The 16404-nt window shown below is 66.2% G+C and carries 14 protein-coding genes; 11 read left to right on the top strand and 3 right to left on the bottom strand.

Features of this window, described 5'->3' with window-relative positions; translation table 11 throughout:
• The first annotated feature begins 45 nt into the window (after window positions 1-45).
• The 9 genes from AOP75_RS09795 to AOP75_RS09755 all read left to right on the top strand — a co-directional run bounded on the left by AOP75_RS09795 (window position 46) and on the right by AOP75_RS09755 (window position 9813).
• On the top strand, window positions 46-702 hold the full coding sequence (locus AOP75_RS09795) for a hypothetical protein (protein WP_062078901.1): 657 nt from the start codon (window positions 46-48) through the stop codon (window positions 700-702).
• The gene (locus AOP75_RS09790) at window positions 699-1070 is read left to right on the top strand and encodes a hypothetical protein (protein WP_062078900.1); all 372 of its coding nucleotides are present in this window, start codon (window positions 699-701) and stop codon (window positions 1068-1070) included. Before AOP75_RS09795 ends, AOP75_RS09790 begins: the two co-directional genes overlap by 4 nt.
• Window positions 1071-1135: 65 nt before the next feature.
• A complete protein-coding gene (locus AOP75_RS09785) occupies window positions 1136-1894 on the top strand; it encodes a YebC/PmpR family DNA-binding transcriptional regulator (protein WP_062078899.1) in 759 nt (252 codons plus the stop codon).
• 21 nt (window positions 1895-1915) lie between these two features.
• Complete coding sequence (gene ruvC / locus AOP75_RS09780; RefSeq protein WP_062078898.1) at window positions 1916-2470, top strand: crossover junction endodeoxyribonuclease RuvC; 555 nt, start codon at window positions 1916-1918, stop codon at window positions 2468-2470.
• Between the two features lie 72 nt (window positions 2471-2542).
• On the top strand, window positions 2543-3139 hold the full coding sequence (gene ruvA, locus AOP75_RS09775) for a Holliday junction branch migration protein RuvA (RefSeq protein ID WP_062078897.1): 597 nt from the start codon (window positions 2543-2545) through the stop codon (window positions 3137-3139).
• On the top strand, window positions 3132-4184 hold the full coding sequence (gene ruvB / locus AOP75_RS09770; protein WP_062078896.1) for a Holliday junction branch migration DNA helicase RuvB: 1053 nt from the start codon (window positions 3132-3134) through the stop codon (window positions 4182-4184). The genes ruvA and ruvB overlap by 8 nt, the downstream gene beginning before the upstream one ends.
• An 83-nt stretch (window positions 4185-4267) precedes the next feature.
• Window positions 4268-6364 (top strand): protein translocase subunit SecD, encoded by a 2097-nt coding sequence (secD, locus tag AOP75_RS09765; protein ID WP_269078815.1) that lies wholly within the window; start codon window positions 4268-4270, stop codon window positions 6362-6364.
• A 2-nt stretch (window positions 6365-6366) separates the two neighbouring features.
• Window positions 6367-7452 carry a protein translocase subunit SecF gene (gene secF, locus AOP75_RS09760; protein WP_062078894.1) on the top strand — a complete coding sequence of 362 codons (1086 nt, stop codon included), beginning with the start codon at window positions 6367-6369 and terminating at the stop codon, window positions 7450-7452.
• Window positions 7453-7569: 117 nt separating this feature from the next.
• Window positions 7570-9813 carry a RelA/SpoT family protein gene (locus AOP75_RS09755; RefSeq protein WP_062078893.1) on the top strand — a complete coding sequence of 748 codons (2244 nt, stop codon included), beginning with the start codon at window positions 7570-7572 and terminating at the stop codon, window positions 9811-9813.
• Window positions 9814-10001: 188 nt separating this feature from the next.
• Here the strand turns inward: AOP75_RS09755 and AOP75_RS09750 are convergent, their stop codons facing one another.
• From AOP75_RS09750 to AOP75_RS09740, 3 genes are all read right to left on the bottom strand, one after another.
• Window positions 10002-10595 (bottom strand): hypothetical protein, encoded by a 594-nt coding sequence (locus tag AOP75_RS09750; protein WP_062078892.1) that lies wholly within the window; start codon window positions 10593-10595, stop codon window positions 10002-10004.
• Between the two features lie 63 nt (window positions 10596-10658).
• The gene (locus AOP75_RS09745) at window positions 10659-12023 is read right to left on the bottom strand and encodes a DUF349 domain-containing protein (protein ID WP_083966886.1); all 1365 of its coding nucleotides are present in this window, start codon (window positions 12021-12023) and stop codon (window positions 10659-10661) included.
• Window positions 12020-12868, bottom strand: coding sequence for a peptidylprolyl isomerase (locus tag AOP75_RS09740; protein WP_062078891.1), 849 nt, complete (start codon window positions 12866-12868; stop codon window positions 12020-12022). Before AOP75_RS09740 ends, AOP75_RS09745 begins: the two co-directional genes overlap by 4 nt.
• Before the next feature lie 163 nt (window positions 12869-13031).
• Here AOP75_RS09740 and hisS point away from each other — a divergent pair, with 163 nt between their 5' ends.
• Window positions 13032-14453, top strand: coding sequence for a histidine--tRNA ligase (hisS, locus tag AOP75_RS09735; RefSeq protein WP_062078890.1), 1422 nt, complete (start codon window positions 13032-13034; stop codon window positions 14451-14453).
• A gap of 158 nt (window positions 14454-14611) precedes the next feature.
• Window positions 14612-16393 carry an aspartate--tRNA ligase gene (aspS, locus tag AOP75_RS09730; RefSeq protein ID WP_062078889.1) on the top strand — a complete coding sequence of 594 codons (1782 nt, stop codon included), beginning with the start codon at window positions 14612-14614 and terminating at the stop codon, window positions 16391-16393.
• Window positions 16394-16404 lie beyond the last annotated feature (11 nt).

Here is a 16404-nt window from a genome sequence, read left to right as displayed (position 1 = left end):
CCCCTAAGAGTTGATGTGGCCGAATCAAGTCTGTAGAGTTGATGCATGTTCGTCGTCACGACAGACCAGCGCGGCAGTACGCGCACGGGGGACCGCGTACCCGCGCTCCTCGACCGGCTGACGCCATGGCGGCAGCGATGGGCGCCGTCTATCGTGCTCCCGCTCGTCCGAACGGTCGGCGACGAAGTCCAGGTGCTGGTGTCCGGCCCAGATGCGGCCGTTGACCTCGCGCTCCTCTTGATCCGCGAGCAGCAGTGGTCGGTGGGAGTCGGCGCAGGGTCTGTCGATGAGCCGCTAGGCGCGACCGCCAGGGAAAGCTCAGGGGCGGCCTTTGTGCATGCACGCCGCGCCGTCGAGCGTGCGCGCGGCCGGGGCGAACCCGTGCCAGTCGTCGTCGCGGGCTCCGACCCAGATGCAGAAGAGGAGGCCACGGCCATCCTCCAACTGCTCGGCTCCGTCGTCGCACGTCGATCCGCGGCCGGGTGGGAAGTGGCGGATCACCTGGTTGACGGCGCCACTCAGCGAGAGGTCGCTGAGGCGCTACGGATTTCTCCCCAGGCCGTCAGCAAGCGAGTGGCAGCTGGCCTGATCGAAGAGGAGCGTCGCGCGCGTCCGGTGGCGGCACGCATGCTGGCAAGGCTCGAACGCCTTGAGCGATCCGTGGACACGACGCCCACGGTCGGGCAGGATCGACCCTCATGACGGAACTTGCGATCGCCGGGATAGTGCTGGTCGCGCTCGCGCTGTCCGCTGCGGCGGGCGCACCCGTGATCGGATGGGCACTCAGGCGGATCGAACCGGGCGCGCAGACCCCCGGTATTTTGCGCGGAGGCATGTGGGTGGGCGTGCTCGAGCGCCTGATGGTGACCGGCTCTATCCTCGTGGGCCACCCTGAGGCCATCGCCGTGGTCGTGGCCGTCAAGGGCTTGGGACGCTATCCAGAGTTGAGGGACACGGTGCAGCCCGTGCGGGGCGAGGTCTCGGAGCGGTTCATCATTGGTACGTTCGCCAGCCTGCTGTGGTCCGGCCTGCTAGGGATTGCAGGGAGGCTCGCCATCGGCGCTGTTTAGCGCGTCGGTGTGCCTGAGTAGACTGGCCCGCAGACCTTAGCCGCTACGCAACCCAAGGAGCACACGTGTCCGGTCACTCCAAGTGGGCCACCACCAAGCACAAAAAGGCCGTCATCGATGCCAAGCGCGGCAAGCTGTTCGCCAAGCTCATCAAGAACATCGAGGTGGCGGCGCGGACCGGCGGCGGCGACCCTGCGGGCAACCCCACGCTGTATGACGCGATCCAGAAGGCGAAGAAGTCGTCGGTCCCTAACGACAACATCGACCGGGCCGTCAAGCGCGGATCCGGGCTCGAGGCCGGCGCTGCGGACTACGAGACCATCATGTACGAGGGCTACGGCCCCAACGGCGTCGCGATGCTGATCGAGTGTTTGACCGACAACCGCAACCGCGCGGCGATGGAAGTGCGCACCGCACTCACGCGCAATAACGGCACCTTGGCCGACCCCGGCTCAGTGGCCTACCTCTTCTCACGCAAGGGCCAGGTGGTGGTGTCCACCGAGGGCGGCGTGACTGAGGACGCGCTCATGGAGGCGACTCTCGAGGCCGGTGCCGAGGAGATCGAGGAAGCCGGCGACGTGTTTGTCATCACGTCGGAGGCCACCGACGTGGTGGCCGTGCGCACCGCGCTCCAGGCTGCCGACATCGACTACGACTCCGCTGAGGCCACGTGGGTTCCTTCCGTCAAGGTCGAGCTCGACGTGGATGGCGCCAAGAAGATGTTGCGCTTGATCGATGCCCTTGAAGACTCGGATGACGTCCAGAACGTGTTTGCCAACATGGACGCCTCCGACGAGGTCCTCGAGGCCGCGCAGGAAGACTGAGCCGGTCAGGCGGCCGCGCCCATGAGGATCCTCGGCGTTGATCCTGGCCTGACGCGCTGCGGCCTTGGCATCGTCGACGCCGCAGGGGCGCGGCGGGTAAACCTCGTGCACGTGAGTGCGGCGACGTCGTCCGCTTCAGCTGACACTCCCGCCCGCATCGCACGCCTTGCCGACGCCATCGAGCGCGCGCTCGATGAGCACCGGCCGCAGGCGGTGGCGTTGGAGCGAGTCTTCGCGCAATCAAACGTGTCGACGGTGATGGGCACGGCGCAGATCTCCGGCGTCGTGATGTTGCTCGCCGAACGGCGGGGCCTGCCCGTGACGCTCTACACGCCGTCGGAGGTCAAGGCGGCGATCACGGGCGACGGCCGCGCTGGAAAAACTCAGGTGGGCTTCATGGTGTCGCGCGTGCTGGGACTGTCGGAGGCGCCCAAGCCGGCCGATGCCGCAGACGCATTGGCCATCGCTATCGCGCACGCGTGGCGTGGAGGAGCGGCGCCCGTCGGCTCGCAAGCAACCACCGCCGCCCAGCGCTTGTGGGCCGAGGCGGACAAGGCGGCGCGCAAGCGACGGTAGCGGCGGCGAGTCTCGCCACGCCATCCGGCCCCTTCCCTTACCGTGTTCGTACATACGTTCGAAGGAGGAGCAGTGATCGCGAGCCTGAACGGCACGGTCCTGTCAGTGGGTGCGACCAGTGCCGTCATCGAGACCAGCGGGGTCGGTCACCAGGTGCTCTCGACGCCGACGACCTTGGCGGACCTGCGGCACGGCCACCAGGCTCGCGTGCACACCCACCTGGTGGTGCGGGAGGACTCCCTGACGCTCTTTGGGTTCGGCACCGAGAATGAACGCGACACTTTTGTGGCGCTGCAGTCTGTTCAGGGCGTTGGCCCACGGCTGGCGCTCGCCATGCTCTCGGTCCACACGCCCGACGCTCTCGCGACCGCCGTCGCGGCAGGCGACCGCAAGGCGCTCGAGCAGGTCCCGGGCATCGGAGCCAAGGTGGCCGCGCGGCTACTGCTCGAACTGGGAGGAAAGTTGTCGCTGCCGGACGCCCCTGGTGCTACGCCTGCCCCTGCGGGCGACGCCCGTGGCCAGGTGGAAGACGCGCTCGTGGGCTTGGGCTGGAACCCCAAGGCGGCTGCCTCCGCCGTCGAGGCGGTCGTCGATGGGCCAGTTGCCGAAGCCGACGTACCGGCCACGTTGCGCCGGGCGTTGCAGACGATGGGCGCCAAGCGTGGCTGACGAGGACTTTGATCCGCGCCTCGTGGACGCGTCGGCGGACGCCATCGAGCGCTCGAGCGAGGCAGCGCTGCGGCCAGGAAGCCTCGACGAGTTCGTCGGTCAGCAGACGCTGCGCGACCAGCTCTCCCTGGTGCTGCGCGCGGCCTCCGCTCGTGGCACGACCGCGGACCACGTGCTGCTGTCGGGGCCGCCTGGCCTGGGAAAGACCACGCTCGCGATGATTATCGCCTCGGAGATGGGCGCGGCGCTGCGCTTGACCTCCGGTCCTGCGATCCAGCATGCGGGCGATCTCGCCGCGATCCTTTCGTCACTTGAGGAAGGCGATGTCCTGTTCTTGGACGAGATCCACCGCCTCGCGCGCCCGGCGGAGGAGATGCTGTACCTCGCGATGGAGGACTTCCGTGTGGATGTCGTCGTCGGCAAGGGGGCGGGCGCCACGTCGATCCCGTTGAGTTTGCCGCGCTTCACGGTGGTGGGTGCGACCACGCGGGCGGGGCTGCTGCCAGCGCCGTTGCGTGACAGGTTCGGATTCACCGGCCACCTCGAGTTCTATGAACCGGGGGAGTTGCAGCGCATCTTGGGCCGCTCTGCACGGCTCCTCGACTTTGAAATCGACGTCTCCGCGGCTGCTGAGATCGCGGGCCGCTCGCGCGGTACACCCCGCATCGCGAACCGCCTGCTGCGCCGGGTACGGGACTTCGCTGAAGTACACGGCTCCGGTCGAGGAGATCTTGCCTCCGCGAAGGAGGCGCTCAAGGTGTACGAGGTGGACGATCGCGGCCTCGACCGTCTTGACCGGGCAGTGTTGCGCGCGCTGTGCCAGCGATTTGGCGGAGGCCCGGTCGGATTGTCGACATTGGCGGTGTCCGTAGGCGAGGAGCCCGAGACGGTCGAGACGGTCGCGGAGCCCTTCCTGGTACGTGAGGGATTAATGAGTCGGTCGCCGCGGGGGCGTGTGGCAACGGCCGATGCATGGGAGCATTTGGGACTGACACCGCCGGCCGACGCACAGGCAGGAATGGTCGGCGGCCGTCTGTTCGATTGACCGACATTCGACGTTTGGCGTCGATGCACCCTAGAATCGGCGAGGCTCCCCGGAGCGCAGTCGACTGCTGAAGAAGGAATCCTGTGTCAAAAGTGACCAAGAGCGCACGCAAAGCGCTCATCGGCCTCGCGGCGATCTTCGTTGTCATGTACGGAGCACTGGCGGCGGGGGTGATCTGGGGCACGGCATCCTGGACTCCCGGCCTCGCTCTGGACCTCGCCGGTGGACGTCAGATCATCCTGACCCCCGTGCTTGAGGAAGGCGCCAGCCAAGAAATCGAGCAGGCCGACCTGGACCAGGCCGTCGAGATTATCCGCATGCGCGTCGACGCCTCGGGCGTCTCCGAGGCGGAGATCACGACCCAGGGCAACAACATCGTCGTCGCTTTGCCTGGCACGCCAGACCAGGCGACCGTTGACCTCGTGGCCCAGTCCGCACAGTTGCAGTTCCGCCCGGTCCTGGTGGTCGGCGACCCGTCACCGACGAGCGGGGACGGCGCTGAGACCGAGGCCACGACCTCGCCCGCGCCGGAAGACTCCGAGTCAGCTGAGCCCGTCGAATCAGCAACCCCCGAGCCTTCGCCCAGCGCGTCTAACGTGTCGAACGTCATCACGTCAGACACTGCTACGACGACTCCTGAGGCCTCCGCTACCGCTGAAGCGACCGCAGCTGAGGTCACCAGCGCGTCTGCCGAGCCATCCGCGTCGCCCTCACCCGAGGCATCGGCCGTCACCACCGACGGCCTCATCGCGACCGAAGACGACACCACCTCCGGCCCTGTCTTCGGCGAGACCGATCCGTCCTCGTTTGAGTGGCTCACTGCTGACGTGCAGGCCGAGTACGCGGCGCTGGACTGCCTCAGCGGCGAGAACTATGGCGGCCGCTCCATGGGTGATCCCGAGGCTGGTTACTCGGCGTGCTCCAGCGCAGATTTCCAGAAGATCGCCATGGGCCCGGTTGAGCTCAACGGTGACGACATCGAGACCGCTACCTCCGGCCCGCGCATGACGCAGCAGGGCACGCTCACGGGCGACTACGAGGTCCGCCTCGACTTCACTGATGAGGGTGGCGCGAAGTTCGACGAGATCTCGCAGCGTCTGATGAACCTCGAGTCCCCCCGCAACCAGTTCGCGGTCGTCCTCGACGGCGTCGTGATCTCGCACCCGCAGGTCAACGAGCGCATCTCGGGTGGCCAGGCCTCGATCTCCGGCAACTTCACGCAGGAGTCTGCCGAGCAGCTTGCCAACCAGCTGAAGTTCGGCGCCCTCCCAATGAGCCTCGAAGTCCAGTCCAACCAGCAGATCTCCGCAACCCTGGGCGCTGACCAGCTCGAAAAGGGCCTCATCGCGGGTGCCATCGGCCTGCTGCTCGTGGTCATCTACTCGCTTATCCAGTACCGCGCCCTTGGGTTGGTCACGATCGGCTCGCTGCTGATCGCTGGTGCCGCTACCTACGGCCTCATTGACCTGCTGTCGTGGGCGATCGGGTACCGCCTGTCGCTCGCCGGTGTTGCGGGATTGATTGTCGCGATCGGTATCACCGCGGACTCGTTCATCGTGTACTTCGAGCGCATCCGTGACGAGCTGCGCGAGGGCCGCTCGCTTGCGAGCGCGGTCGATCACGCCTGGTCACGTGCACGACGCACCATCCTGGCCTCTGACGCCATCAGCTTGCTCGCCGCAGGAACGCTGTACTTCCTAGCCGTGGGTGGCGTGCGCGGCTTCGCCTTCACGTTGGGTCTGACAACACTCATTGACGTGCTCGTCGTGTTCCTGTTCACCCACCCGGTGATGAAGCTGCTGGCACGCACCAAGTTCTTCTCCGAAGGCCACAAGTGGTCCGGCCTCGACCCCCGCCAGTTGGGCCGCGAAGCCCTCTACAAGGGCCGCGGTCGCGTGAAGTCGGGCGCCCGCACTCCCGGCAAGGTCGACGGTTCCGGTGATGGAGTGGTGGCCGGCGAGGCCGGGGACGAGTTCTCCGGCATGACGCTCGCCGAGCGCAAGGCTGCCAAGCGCAAGGCCGCGGCTGGCGTGACGGCTGGTGCAGGCGCTGACGAGACGTCGGGTGCCGCTGACAAGGCAGGCGACGGCGCGATTGCGACAGATACGGCCGATGCCGCCAACGAAGAGGAGGCCTCCGAGCCTTCCGACTCGGACGAGTCGACGAAGGGCAAGGAGTAATCATGGCCTCAAACCTGGCGACGTGGGGCAACAAACTCCACAGCGGCGAGAAGACGTACCCCATCGTCGGTCAGCGCAAGCGCTGGTTCGCGGTCTCCGGCATCCTGATGCTCACGGCCGTGGTCATCTTGCTGGTCAAGGGCCTGAATCTCGGCATCGACTTCACCGGTGGCGCGCAGTACATCGTTCCCGGCGTCAACGACACGTCTTCGGCTCCGGCCGAGGAGGTCGTGGGTGAGATTGTCCCGAACCAGGAGCCACGCATCACCGTCCTGGGTGAGGATGACCTCCGCATTCAGCTGGGGGAGATCACCGCAGACCAGCAGGAGGCTTTGACGCCCGCCCTCGCGGACGCGTACGGAGTCGACGAGGACACCATCAGTTTTGACCAGATTGGTCCTACCTGGGGGGCCGCCGTCGGCCAGCAGGCCCTCCAGGGTCTGCTGATCTTCTTGCTGCTGGTGTTCGCCGTCATCTCGATTTACTTCCGGGCGTGGCGCATGGCAGCGGCCGCGATCATCGCACTGCTGCACGACTTGCTGTTCACGGTCGGCATCTACGCGTTGTCGGGCTTCGAGGTGACTCCCGCCTCGGTGATTGGCTTCCTGACGATCCTGGGCTACTCCCTGTACGACACCGTCGTGGTGTTCGACAAGGTGAAGGAGAACACGCAGCACTTCGACACCCAGATGCGCTACAGCTACGCGGAATTGGCGAACCTCGCGGTCAACCAGACGCTGGTGCGGTCGATCAACACCTCGGTCGTGGCGCTGCTGCCGGTGACCTCGATTCTGTTCATCGGGTCCTTCATCCTTGGAGCGGGCACGCTCAAGGACATCGCCTTGGCGCTGTTTGTCGGTATGGCCGTCGGTACGTACTCGTCAATCTTTGTCGCCACGCCGCTGGAGGTCGCGCTGCGCAGCCGCGAGCCCAAGATCGCGGAACACACCGCGAAGGTGCTCGCCCTGCGTGAGTCCGGCGAGGTCGAGGTTGCTACCGGCGAGGACGGCACCGTACGGGTTGGAGCGCTCAAGCCCGGCGAGCACCGTGGGCAGGCTTCCCAGCCCAAGCGGAAGGGCCGCAAGTAAGACTGAGTGACACCTCTTGCGCAGTGTCTGAGTGGGGATCGGAGACGGTTTCCCTTGCTCAGGGACTGCGCAAGAAGTGTTTAGACTGGTATTTCGCTCACCCTGGGAGGAGGCGTCATGACTGAGATCCGCCCTACGTCGACATCGTTGGGACCGTTGGCCTTCTTCCGTCGTGGCGCGCCCCGCCCGCCCCAGCCCTTGGACCCGGTGCTCGACCAGTACCGCAAGATGTTCCCCAAGGGGAAGACCGCGGTCATCGAGAAGGCGTATGTCGTCGCTGAACGCGCCCACCGCGAGCAAAAGCGCAAGAGCGGCGAGCCGTACATTACGCACCCGCTGGCGGTCGCGGAGATCATCGCGCAGATGGGGCTTCCAGACACGGTGATCGCGGCAGCGCTGCTGCATGACGTCGTCGAGGACACCGAGTATCCGCTGGAGACGCTGCGTGATGAGTTCGGTGACGAGATTGCGTCCTTCGTGGACGGCGTCACCAAGCTGGACAAGGTCACCTACGGTGACGCGGCGCAGGCAGAGACCGTGCGCAAGATGGTCGTCGCGATGGCCAAAGACATTCGGGTCCTGCTGCTGAAGCTGGCCGATCGCCTCCACAACGCCCGCACCTGGAAGTTTGTGCCGGTCGAGTCCGCGCGCCGGAAGGCCCAAGAGACGCTGGAAATTTACGCTCCGCTCGCGCACCGTATGGGGCTCAACGCCATCAAGTGGGAGCTTGAGGACCTGTCCTTCAGGACGCTGTACCCCAAGATCTACCAAGAGATCGTTGATGTGGTGGCTGAGCGCGCCCCAGAGCGGGAGAAGGCGCTCACGGAGATTCGCACGGAGATCGAGGCGGATCTTCGTCAGATGAAGATCAAGGCGGACATCACCGGCCGGCCCAAGCACTATTACTCGGTCTACCAAAAGATGATTGTGCGCGGCCGCGATCTCGCGGAGATTTACGACCTCGTCGGTGTGCGCATTCTGGTCACCAGCGTCCGTGATTGTTACGCCGTGTTGGGCGCTATGCACGCGAAGTACCAGCCGGTCCCTGGCAGGTTCAAGGACTACATCGCGATGCCCAAGTTCAACCTGTACCAGTCGTTGCATACGACCGTCATTGGGCCGTCGGGTAAGCCCGTTGAACTCCAGATTCGTACGCATGAGATGCACCGCCGGGCCGAATACGGCCTCGCCTCGCACTGGCGCTACAAGGAAAATCAGCGCGGCTCAGACGCGACCGAGATGGGGTGGCTGCGCCAGATCGCCGACTGGCAGCAGGAGACCGCGGACCCGACGGACTTCCTCGACTCGTTGCGTGGGGAGATCTCCCGTGCCGAGGTTTACGTGTTCACGCCGCGCGGGCGCCTCCTGGCACTCCCGCAGGGTGCGACGCCGGTGGACTTCGCGTACGCGGTCCACACCGAGGTGGGGCACAAGACCATTGGTGCCAAAGTCAACGGTCGGCTGGTACCGCTGGACTCCACCTTGGATAACGGCGACACCGTCGAGGTGCTCACCACGTCTGACGAGAACGCGCATCCCAAGCGCGACTGGCTCGACTTCGTTCAGTCCACGCGTGCGCGCAACAAGATTCGTCAGTGGTTCACGCGTGAGCGCCGTGAGGAATCGATTGAAAACGGTCGTGACATGCTGGCCAGGGCGATTCGTCGCCAGCACCTGCCCATGCAGCGCTTGATGTCCAAGTCGACGCTTTTGGCGCTGGCACAAGAGATGCACTACGACGACGTGGACTCGCTCTACGCCGCGATCGGCGAGCACAAGGAGCAGGCGTCAGATGTCGTGACGCGCATGGTCGAGGCCGTCGGCGGTGACGCAGGCGCGGATGAGGACGTCACCGAGATCACTCGTCCCGGGACCTCGGCACAGCGCGCGCGGCGCGGCGACCCCGGTATTTCCGTGCACGGCTTGTCCGACGTCATCGTCAAGCTGGCGAAGTGTTGCACGCCGGTGCCAGGAGACCCCATTCGCGGGTTCGTGACGCGTGGCAATGGTGTGAGCGTGCACCGTAGCGACTGCGTGAACTTGGCGTCCCTCACGGACCAGTCGGAGCGGTTCATCGACGTGCAATGGACCGGCCAGTCGGATGCCGCGTTCTTGGTGCAGATTGAGGTCGAGGCGCTCGACCGCAACCGTCTGCTCAGCGACGTGGTGAAGGCGCTGTCGGATTACCACGTCAACATTTTGGGCGCGAACGTCTCGACCAACCGCGACCGCGTGGCGTTGAACACGTTCACCTTCGAGATGGCCGACCCCTCGCACCTGGGCGCTGTACTGTCGGCTATCCGCAGGATCGATGGCGTCTACGATGCGCGTCGCGTGACCGGTACCAAGCGGGAGTTCTGACCGCGCCCTTCATGGGACAGGTTTCTGTCTGCCGGGCCTGGGTACGTTTGCGTCACCTCGGTTGCCGCCCATGGGCCGCTGCGCCGATGCGGCGACGGCCTAGCCACCGATGGGCCAGATGCGGCGACGGGCCGATGCGCCGATGGGGCTGTAGCGCTGGTAGCGCCGGTGCGCCGTCAGCACTGCGCTCATGCCGCACCCGTGAACAGGGACGACGAACGCAGCATCTGCCACGCAGACGCCGCTCTGGCGCGTGAACGGTCGTGCGTGCTCACCCAGTGAAACTCTGCTTCGATTTCGCCGATCCCGATGATGCTGCGGGCGCGTAGGGCGCAGTCGATGGCGACAGGGAGCTCGTCCCACCTCAGCGCATCGATGAGCGCGCGGGCCGGTGACGCCACTGGCACCGCGTGAATCACGCGTAGCGCGGCGCCGTCAGCGGCCGGTGTGTCCCCTGCGAAGCCTGGGGGGTCGCCGGGCCGGTCGGACAGATGGTGTCGAGACGGCCATGGGGACCATGCCTGGCGGTCGTGGCGAGCATGAGCGCTGCATTGATCGATCACGCGGGGCGCTGCGCCACCCACGTGCACCCACAGCGCCGCGGCCCCGCTGACAAACCGTCCGGGGACGACGTGAGGCGACAGCGCGGCTCGCCTGAGCGCAGGCGTGTGGGGAATGTCGGCCGGCAGCGCGAGCAAGGGGCCCAGGGGAGTGATCAAGCCGTCGCGTTGCAGGCGACTCCACGCCGCGTTACCCACATCGCTGGCCGTCACCGTCCACATGACATGAGTGTGCCCGCCGTTCCAGGTGGAACGGCGGGCACGAGGTGAATCTGTGGACAGCGGCTACGAGACGACGCCCTTGATCTGCTCAAGCCACGCACGGCGGGCGTCGAGCGCCTCCTGTGCCTGCTTGATCTTGCGCTTGTCGCCGCTTGCCTCGGCCTTCTCCAGGTCCTTCTCCAGGTCAGCGATCGCGGCCTCGAGTTGAGCCAGGGCGCCGGAGGCCCGTGCCTCTAGCTCCGGGTTGTGGTCGTTCCACGCTGCCTCTTCAGCATCGCGCACGGCCTTCTCCACCACGCCGATGCGCTTGCTCAGGCGGGTGACGTCGGCGCGCGGCACGCGGCCGGCGGCCTCGAACTTGTCCTGGGCCACACGCAGGGCTTGCTTTGCTGCGTCGAGGTCCTTGATGGGCAGAATCTGCTCGGCCTCGACGACCGCAGCTTCCTTGCCTTCGACGTTGCCTGCGAGTGCCTCGTCTTCTTGGTCAGCCGCGGCGCGCCGCGCGTCAAAGAATGCGTCCTGGGCGGTCTGGAATCGCTTCCACAGGGCGTCGTCGACGCTGCGGCGTCCGCGCCCGGCACGCTTCCACTCGCCCATGAGGTCCTTGAAGGCACGGGCGGTGCGGTCCCAATCAGTGGATTCGGCGAGCCGCTCGGCCTGCGCGACGAGGTCTTCCTTGCGACCGGCGACGGACGCATTCTCCTTGTCCAACTGCGCAAAGTGGTGCTTGCGCGCCTTCTCAAACCCGGAGCGAGCCGTCGTGAACCGCTTCCACAGGGCACGCTCGGTGTCCTTCGGAATGCGCGCCTGCGACCGCTGTGCTTCCTTCCAGGTGTCCAGAAGGGCCCTCAGTTCGGCAGTGTCGTTCTTCCAATGCACCTGGGACTCATCCTTGGCCGCAATGGCCTCAGCCTGAGCCACGATCTTCTCGCGCTCCGCGAGCGCCTCCGCACGAGCGGCGTCGCGCTCGGCCTTGATGCGCTCACGGGTAGCGGTGGCCTCTTCCTTCACGGTGGCGAAGCGATCCCGCAGGGCAACGATGTCGCCGACCACGGTGGGCTCGTCCAGGGACGCGCTCAACGACGTGAGTGAGTCATCGATGTCCTTAGGGCTCAGTTCCGCGCCGGACAACCGCGCATGGAAACGCTCTACCGACGCTTCGAGTTTGTAGTACTCGCGTGCATACGGCGCGATGGGCTCCTCGCCCTGGGCTGGACCCACCTCAACCTTGTCAGCGCCAACGGTGACGACGACGACGTCGCCTTCGACGGAACCGAACTTTGCAGCCGCTGCGACCTGTTCGTCAGTGACCTCGTCGACGACCGGAACCTTGACCGGGTGCGTGGCTTGAGCGGCCAGCACTGCCGGGTTGGGGCCGCCGGCTGGGGGCTTTGGCTTGGGGATGGGAGTGGGCTTGGGGGCGGTCATTCTACGGACACCTCGTTCACGATGACGGACTGCGCCGGGGGCCCGTCGGACTGGCCTGTCAATGTTCCGGCACTGGCAACGTCCTCCACAATACTCAGACCCTCGGTGACCTGCCCGAATACGGTGTATCCACCGGCCGTGTCGGACGGGATCGTGGAGTCCTCGTAGACAATGAAGAACTGACTTCCCATCGATTCACCATCCCCGCCCACGCGTGCCATCGCAAGTGTTCCGGCGGGGTAGAGGTCGTCGGCTGGGGCGTTCTCGATGGGGCCGTAGGAGTACGCGGGGCCACCGGTGCCGGTGGCGGACGGATCTCCGCACTGCAGCACGTAGATGCCCGCTGTGACCAGGCGGTGGCATTCGGTCTGATCAAAGAAGTCGTCCTCGGCGAGCGCCACGAAAGATGCCGTGGCCTGGGGCGCGTTCACGCCGTCCAGTGACAACACGATGTCGCCTTGGTTGGTGGACATGGTGACGGTCCACTCGCGACCTTCCGCAAGAGACGGGTCGGGGGGTTCTGGAGACGTGCCCCAACCGCTACTGAACGTCAGCTCGGTGCCTGGCGTTGCTTCAGCGTCAGTGGCCGCTTCCGCATCCGAGCCCGGTCCGGCATCGGCCCCATCCGAGGCGCTGGCGTCGGCTCCGTTCGTGTCGCTTGACGACGAGTCGCTCGTCAGCGCGATCACGGCCCACACGGCCAGCCCGATGATGACGACGGCTCCAACGATTGCCGACCACACCCGGACCCGGCGATTGTGCGCGGCCTGCCGGGCCTCGTGCTTGGCTTCGAGATCTGCCTGCCGCTTGCGCGCCCTCTCGCGGTCGTGCTTCTTGGTTCCCATGGCTCCTCGTTGGGCGGTGGTGGGGCGCCGTGACGGGCGCCATCGAGTCGCATCTAGTCTAGGCGCGCGCGACGGCGCTCATGGCGGCGCGAATGCGGGTCGCTGACGTCCAGAGGTCGCCACCCGCGCGAGCCGTCGGCCTGGCAGATGGAACAATGGATACATGGCCCGTGTGAGACCCCTGTCCGGATACCCCGAGTGGACCCCATCCCAGCGCATCGTGGAGTCGGAGGTGCTCGCGTCGATCAGTGAGGTGTTTGCGCTTCACGGCTTTGGAGAGATTCACACGCGCGCGGTTGAGCCGCTCGATCGGCTCGCAGGGAAGTCGGACGCTGCCAAGGAGATCTACACCTTGGGACGCCTCAACGCTGAGGAGGGCGAGCAGGCCAAGCTGGGCCTTCACTTCGACCTCACGGTTCCGTTCGCGCGTTACGTGGAGGAGTTCCAGAACGAACTCGCCTTCCCGTTCCGCCGGTACCAGATCCAGAAGGTGTGGCGTGGGGAGCGCCCGCAGGAGGGTCGCTTCCGCGAGTTCTATCAGGCAGACATCGACGTGGTGGCGCGCGAGACCCTCCCTGCGCACCTTGAGGTCGAAGTCGCCGTCGTCATGGCGCGTGCCCTCGGCGCGCTCCCGCTGCCTGGTGTCACCATGCACGTGAACAACCGCCAGCTGGTCGAGGGCTTCTACCGCGGGGTCGGCATCGAGGACGTCGCCGACGCGCTGCGGAGCGTCGACAAACTCGACAAGATTGGGCCTGACGGCGTGCGCGACGAGCTCACTGCCAAGGGCGTGGGGGAGACCGCTGCCGACGCCATCCTCGAGCTGGCGCGCATTTCCAGCACGGATGGCTCGTTCGCCGCCGCCGTCGAGGACCTATGGGCGTCGACGACCACGGTCGAGGACATCGAGGAGCCGCAGGAACTGCTTAAGGCAGGCATTGCGAGCCTCGTGGCGCTTGTCGAAGGAGTGAACGCGGCAGTGCCGGGAACGGCCGTGGCGGACCTGCGTATTGCCCGCGGGCTCGACTACTACACCGGAGCCGTCTACGAGACATTCCTGGCTGGACACGAGGACCTGGGGTCGATCTGCTCGGGTGGCCGCTACGACTCGCTGGTCGCTGGCGGAGGCTTCCCCGGTGTCGGCATGTCGATCGGGGTCTCGCGCCTGGTGAGCCGCATGCTCGGCTCTGGTCTGGTGGAAGCCTCGAGGGCGGTGCCCAGCGCGGTGCTGGTCGCGGTCAATGACGAGGAGTCGCGCGAAGCGTCGGCACGCATCGCCGACCGCCTGCGGGCGCGTGGCGTCGCGTGCGAGGTGGCGCCTAAGGCGGCCAAGTTCGGCAAGCAGATCCAGTTCGCGGACAAGCGCGGCATCCCGTTCGTGTGGTTCCCCGGGGCAGCCGAGGCGCCCTCCGACATTGCGGCTCAGCCGGACGCCGGAGCAGTCGACGCCGGAGCACTAGACGCCCCGGTCTCGGACGGCGAGGTCAAGGACATTCGTTCCGGTGAGCAAGTACCCGCTGACGCTGACACGTGGGTGCCGCCGGAAGCGGACGCCCGCCCGCGCATCGTCCCGACCCACCCCTAACCGCCAAATGGCTCCATTTGGCTGTTTTAGGAACCTAAGACAGCCAGAAAGTGCCACTCCAGCCCGTCCCGTGCCCACACGCGTGGGCCGATAGACTTGCCCACGACCAACCCGACCTATCCGGCCCGCCCGTCTAGCGCGCCCACGAAAGGCTCACTGTGCTCCGCACTCACCTTGCAGGAAACCTCCGCGCGACTGACGCGGGTCACACCGTCACCCTTGCTGGATGGGTAGGCCGACGCCGCGATCACGGCGGCGTCGCCTTCATCGACCTGCGCGATGCGTCAGGGTTCGCCCAGGTTGTCATCCGCGAAGAGGTCGCGCACTCACTGCGCAACGAGTACGTGATCCAGGTCACCGGAGAGGTGCGCGAGCGCCCGGCAGGCTCGGCCAACCCGAACCTCCCCTCCGGCGAGATCGAGGTCGTCGTCTCTGAGGTTGAGATCCTCAACGAGTCTGCACCGCTGCCCATGCCGGTCGACGAGCACGTCACCGTGGGCGAAGAGGCACGCCTCAAGCACCGCTACATCGACCTGCGCCGCCCGCGGCCGCGCGCGAACATCGTGTTGCGTTCCGAGGTCAACAAGGCCGCGCGCCGGGTCTTGGACCGCCACGACTTCCTCGAGATCGAGACGCCCACGCTGACGCGTTCCACGCCTGAGGGAGCCCGTGACTTCCTGGTACCCGCGCGTCTCGCACCCGGCTCCTGGTACGCACTGCCGCAGTCGCCCCAGCTGTTCAAGCAACTGCTGATGGTGGCTGGAATGGAGCGCTACTACCAGATCGCCCGTTGCTACCGTGATGAGGACTTCCGCGCGGACCGGCAGCCGGAGTTCACGCAGCTCGACGTCGAGATGAGCTTCGTTGATCAGGATGACGTGATCGCGCTCGGCGAGGAACTCGTCAAGGAACTATGGGCGCTCATCGGTTACGAAGTCTCGCTCCCGATCCCGCGCATCACGTACGCGGACGCGATGGCGCGATTTGGCTCAGACAAGCCGGACCTGCGCTTTGGCCTCGAGCTCGTCGAGCTGACCGAGTACTTCAAGGACACCCCGTTCCGCGTGTTCCAGAATGACTACGTGGGTGCAGTCGTGATGCCCGGCGGTGCGTCGCAGCCCCGCAAGACCCTCGATGCGTGGCAAGACTGGGCTAAGCAGCGCGGAGCGCGTGGACTGGCATACGTGCTGGTGCAAGAGGATGGCGAGCTCGGCGGGCCCGTGGCGAAGAACCTGTCCGACGAGGAAAAGGCTGGCCTGGCAGCCGCCGTGGACGCGAACCCTGGCGACTGCATCTTCTTCGCGGCCGGCAAGCCCGGGCCGTCGCGGGCACTGTTGGGCGCGGCCCGCCTCGAGATTGGCTCCCGGTTGGGCCTGCAGGACCCGGATCGCTTCGAGTTCTGCTGGGTCGTGGACGCACCGCTGTTTAAGGCTGTCGACGGGGACGACGCCGATGACGACGTTGCCGTCGGCTCCGGCGCGTGGACCGCCGTGCACCACGCGTTCACGAGTCCCAAGCCTGAGTGGATGGACAACTTCGAGTCTGACCCCGCGAACGCTCTCGCCTACGCCTACGACATCGTGTGCAACGGCAACGAGATCGGTGGCGGTTCGATCCGCATTCACCGCCAAGACGTGCAGGAGCGCGTGTTCAAGGTGATGGGTATTGGCGAAGAGGAGGCGCAGGAGAAGTTCGGGTTCCTGCTCGAGGCCTTCTCATACGGAGCGCCCCCGCACGGCGGCATTGCGCTGGGCTGGGACCGCGTGACCGCGCTGTTGGCGAAGGCGGACTCGATTCGCGACGTAATTGCGTTCCCCAAGTCCGGCGGTGGCTACGACCCATTGACGGCCGCGCCGGCTCCCATTACCGACGAGCAGCGTGCCGAGGCGGGCGTGGACTTCGTCCCCGAGGAGGACGACGAGCCGGGTTCCGACAAGTAGTCAACTGAACC

This window comes from Demequina globuliformis, assembly GCF_000975155.1.
Taxonomy (GTDB): Bacteria; Actinomycetota; Actinomycetes; order Actinomycetales; family Demequinaceae; genus Demequina; species Demequina globuliformis.
The sequence above is the reverse complement of the archived record's forward strand: the minus strand, read 5'-3'. Positions and strand labels throughout refer to the sequence as shown.

Excerpts from the sequence above, each read along its gene's own strand:
- secF (WP_062078894.1), top strand. The coding sequence starts at position 6,367 with ATGGCCTCAAACCTGGCGACGTGGGGCAACAAACTCCACAGCGGCGAG.
- AOP75_RS09755 (WP_062078893.1), top strand. The coding sequence starts at position 7,570 with ATGACTGAGATCCGCCCTACGTCGACATCGTTGGGACCGTTGGCCTTC.
- hisS (WP_062078890.1), top strand. The coding sequence starts at position 13,032 with ATGGCCCGTGTGAGACCCCTGTCCGGATACCCCGAGTGGACCCCATCC.
- AOP75_RS09745 (WP_083966886.1), bottom strand. The coding sequence starts at position 12,023 with ATGACCGCCCCCAAGCCCACTCCCATCCCCAAGCCAAAGCCCCCAGCC.
- AOP75_RS09750 (WP_062078892.1), bottom strand. The coding sequence starts at position 10,595 with ATGTGGACGGTGACGGCCAGCGATGTGGGTAACGCGGCGTGGAGTCGC.
- AOP75_RS09795 (WP_062078901.1), top strand. The coding sequence starts at position 46 with ATGTTCGTCGTCACGACAGACCAGCGCGGCAGTACGCGCACGGGGGAC.
- AOP75_RS09790 (WP_062078900.1), top strand. The coding sequence starts at position 699 with ATGACGGAACTTGCGATCGCCGGGATAGTGCTGGTCGCGCTCGCGCTG.
- ruvC (WP_062078898.1), top strand. The coding sequence starts at position 1,916 with ATGAGGATCCTCGGCGTTGATCCTGGCCTGACGCGCTGCGGCCTTGGC.
- AOP75_RS09740 (WP_062078891.1), bottom strand. The coding sequence starts at position 12,868 with ATGGGAACCAAGAAGCACGACCGCGAGAGGGCGCGCAAGCGGCAGGCA.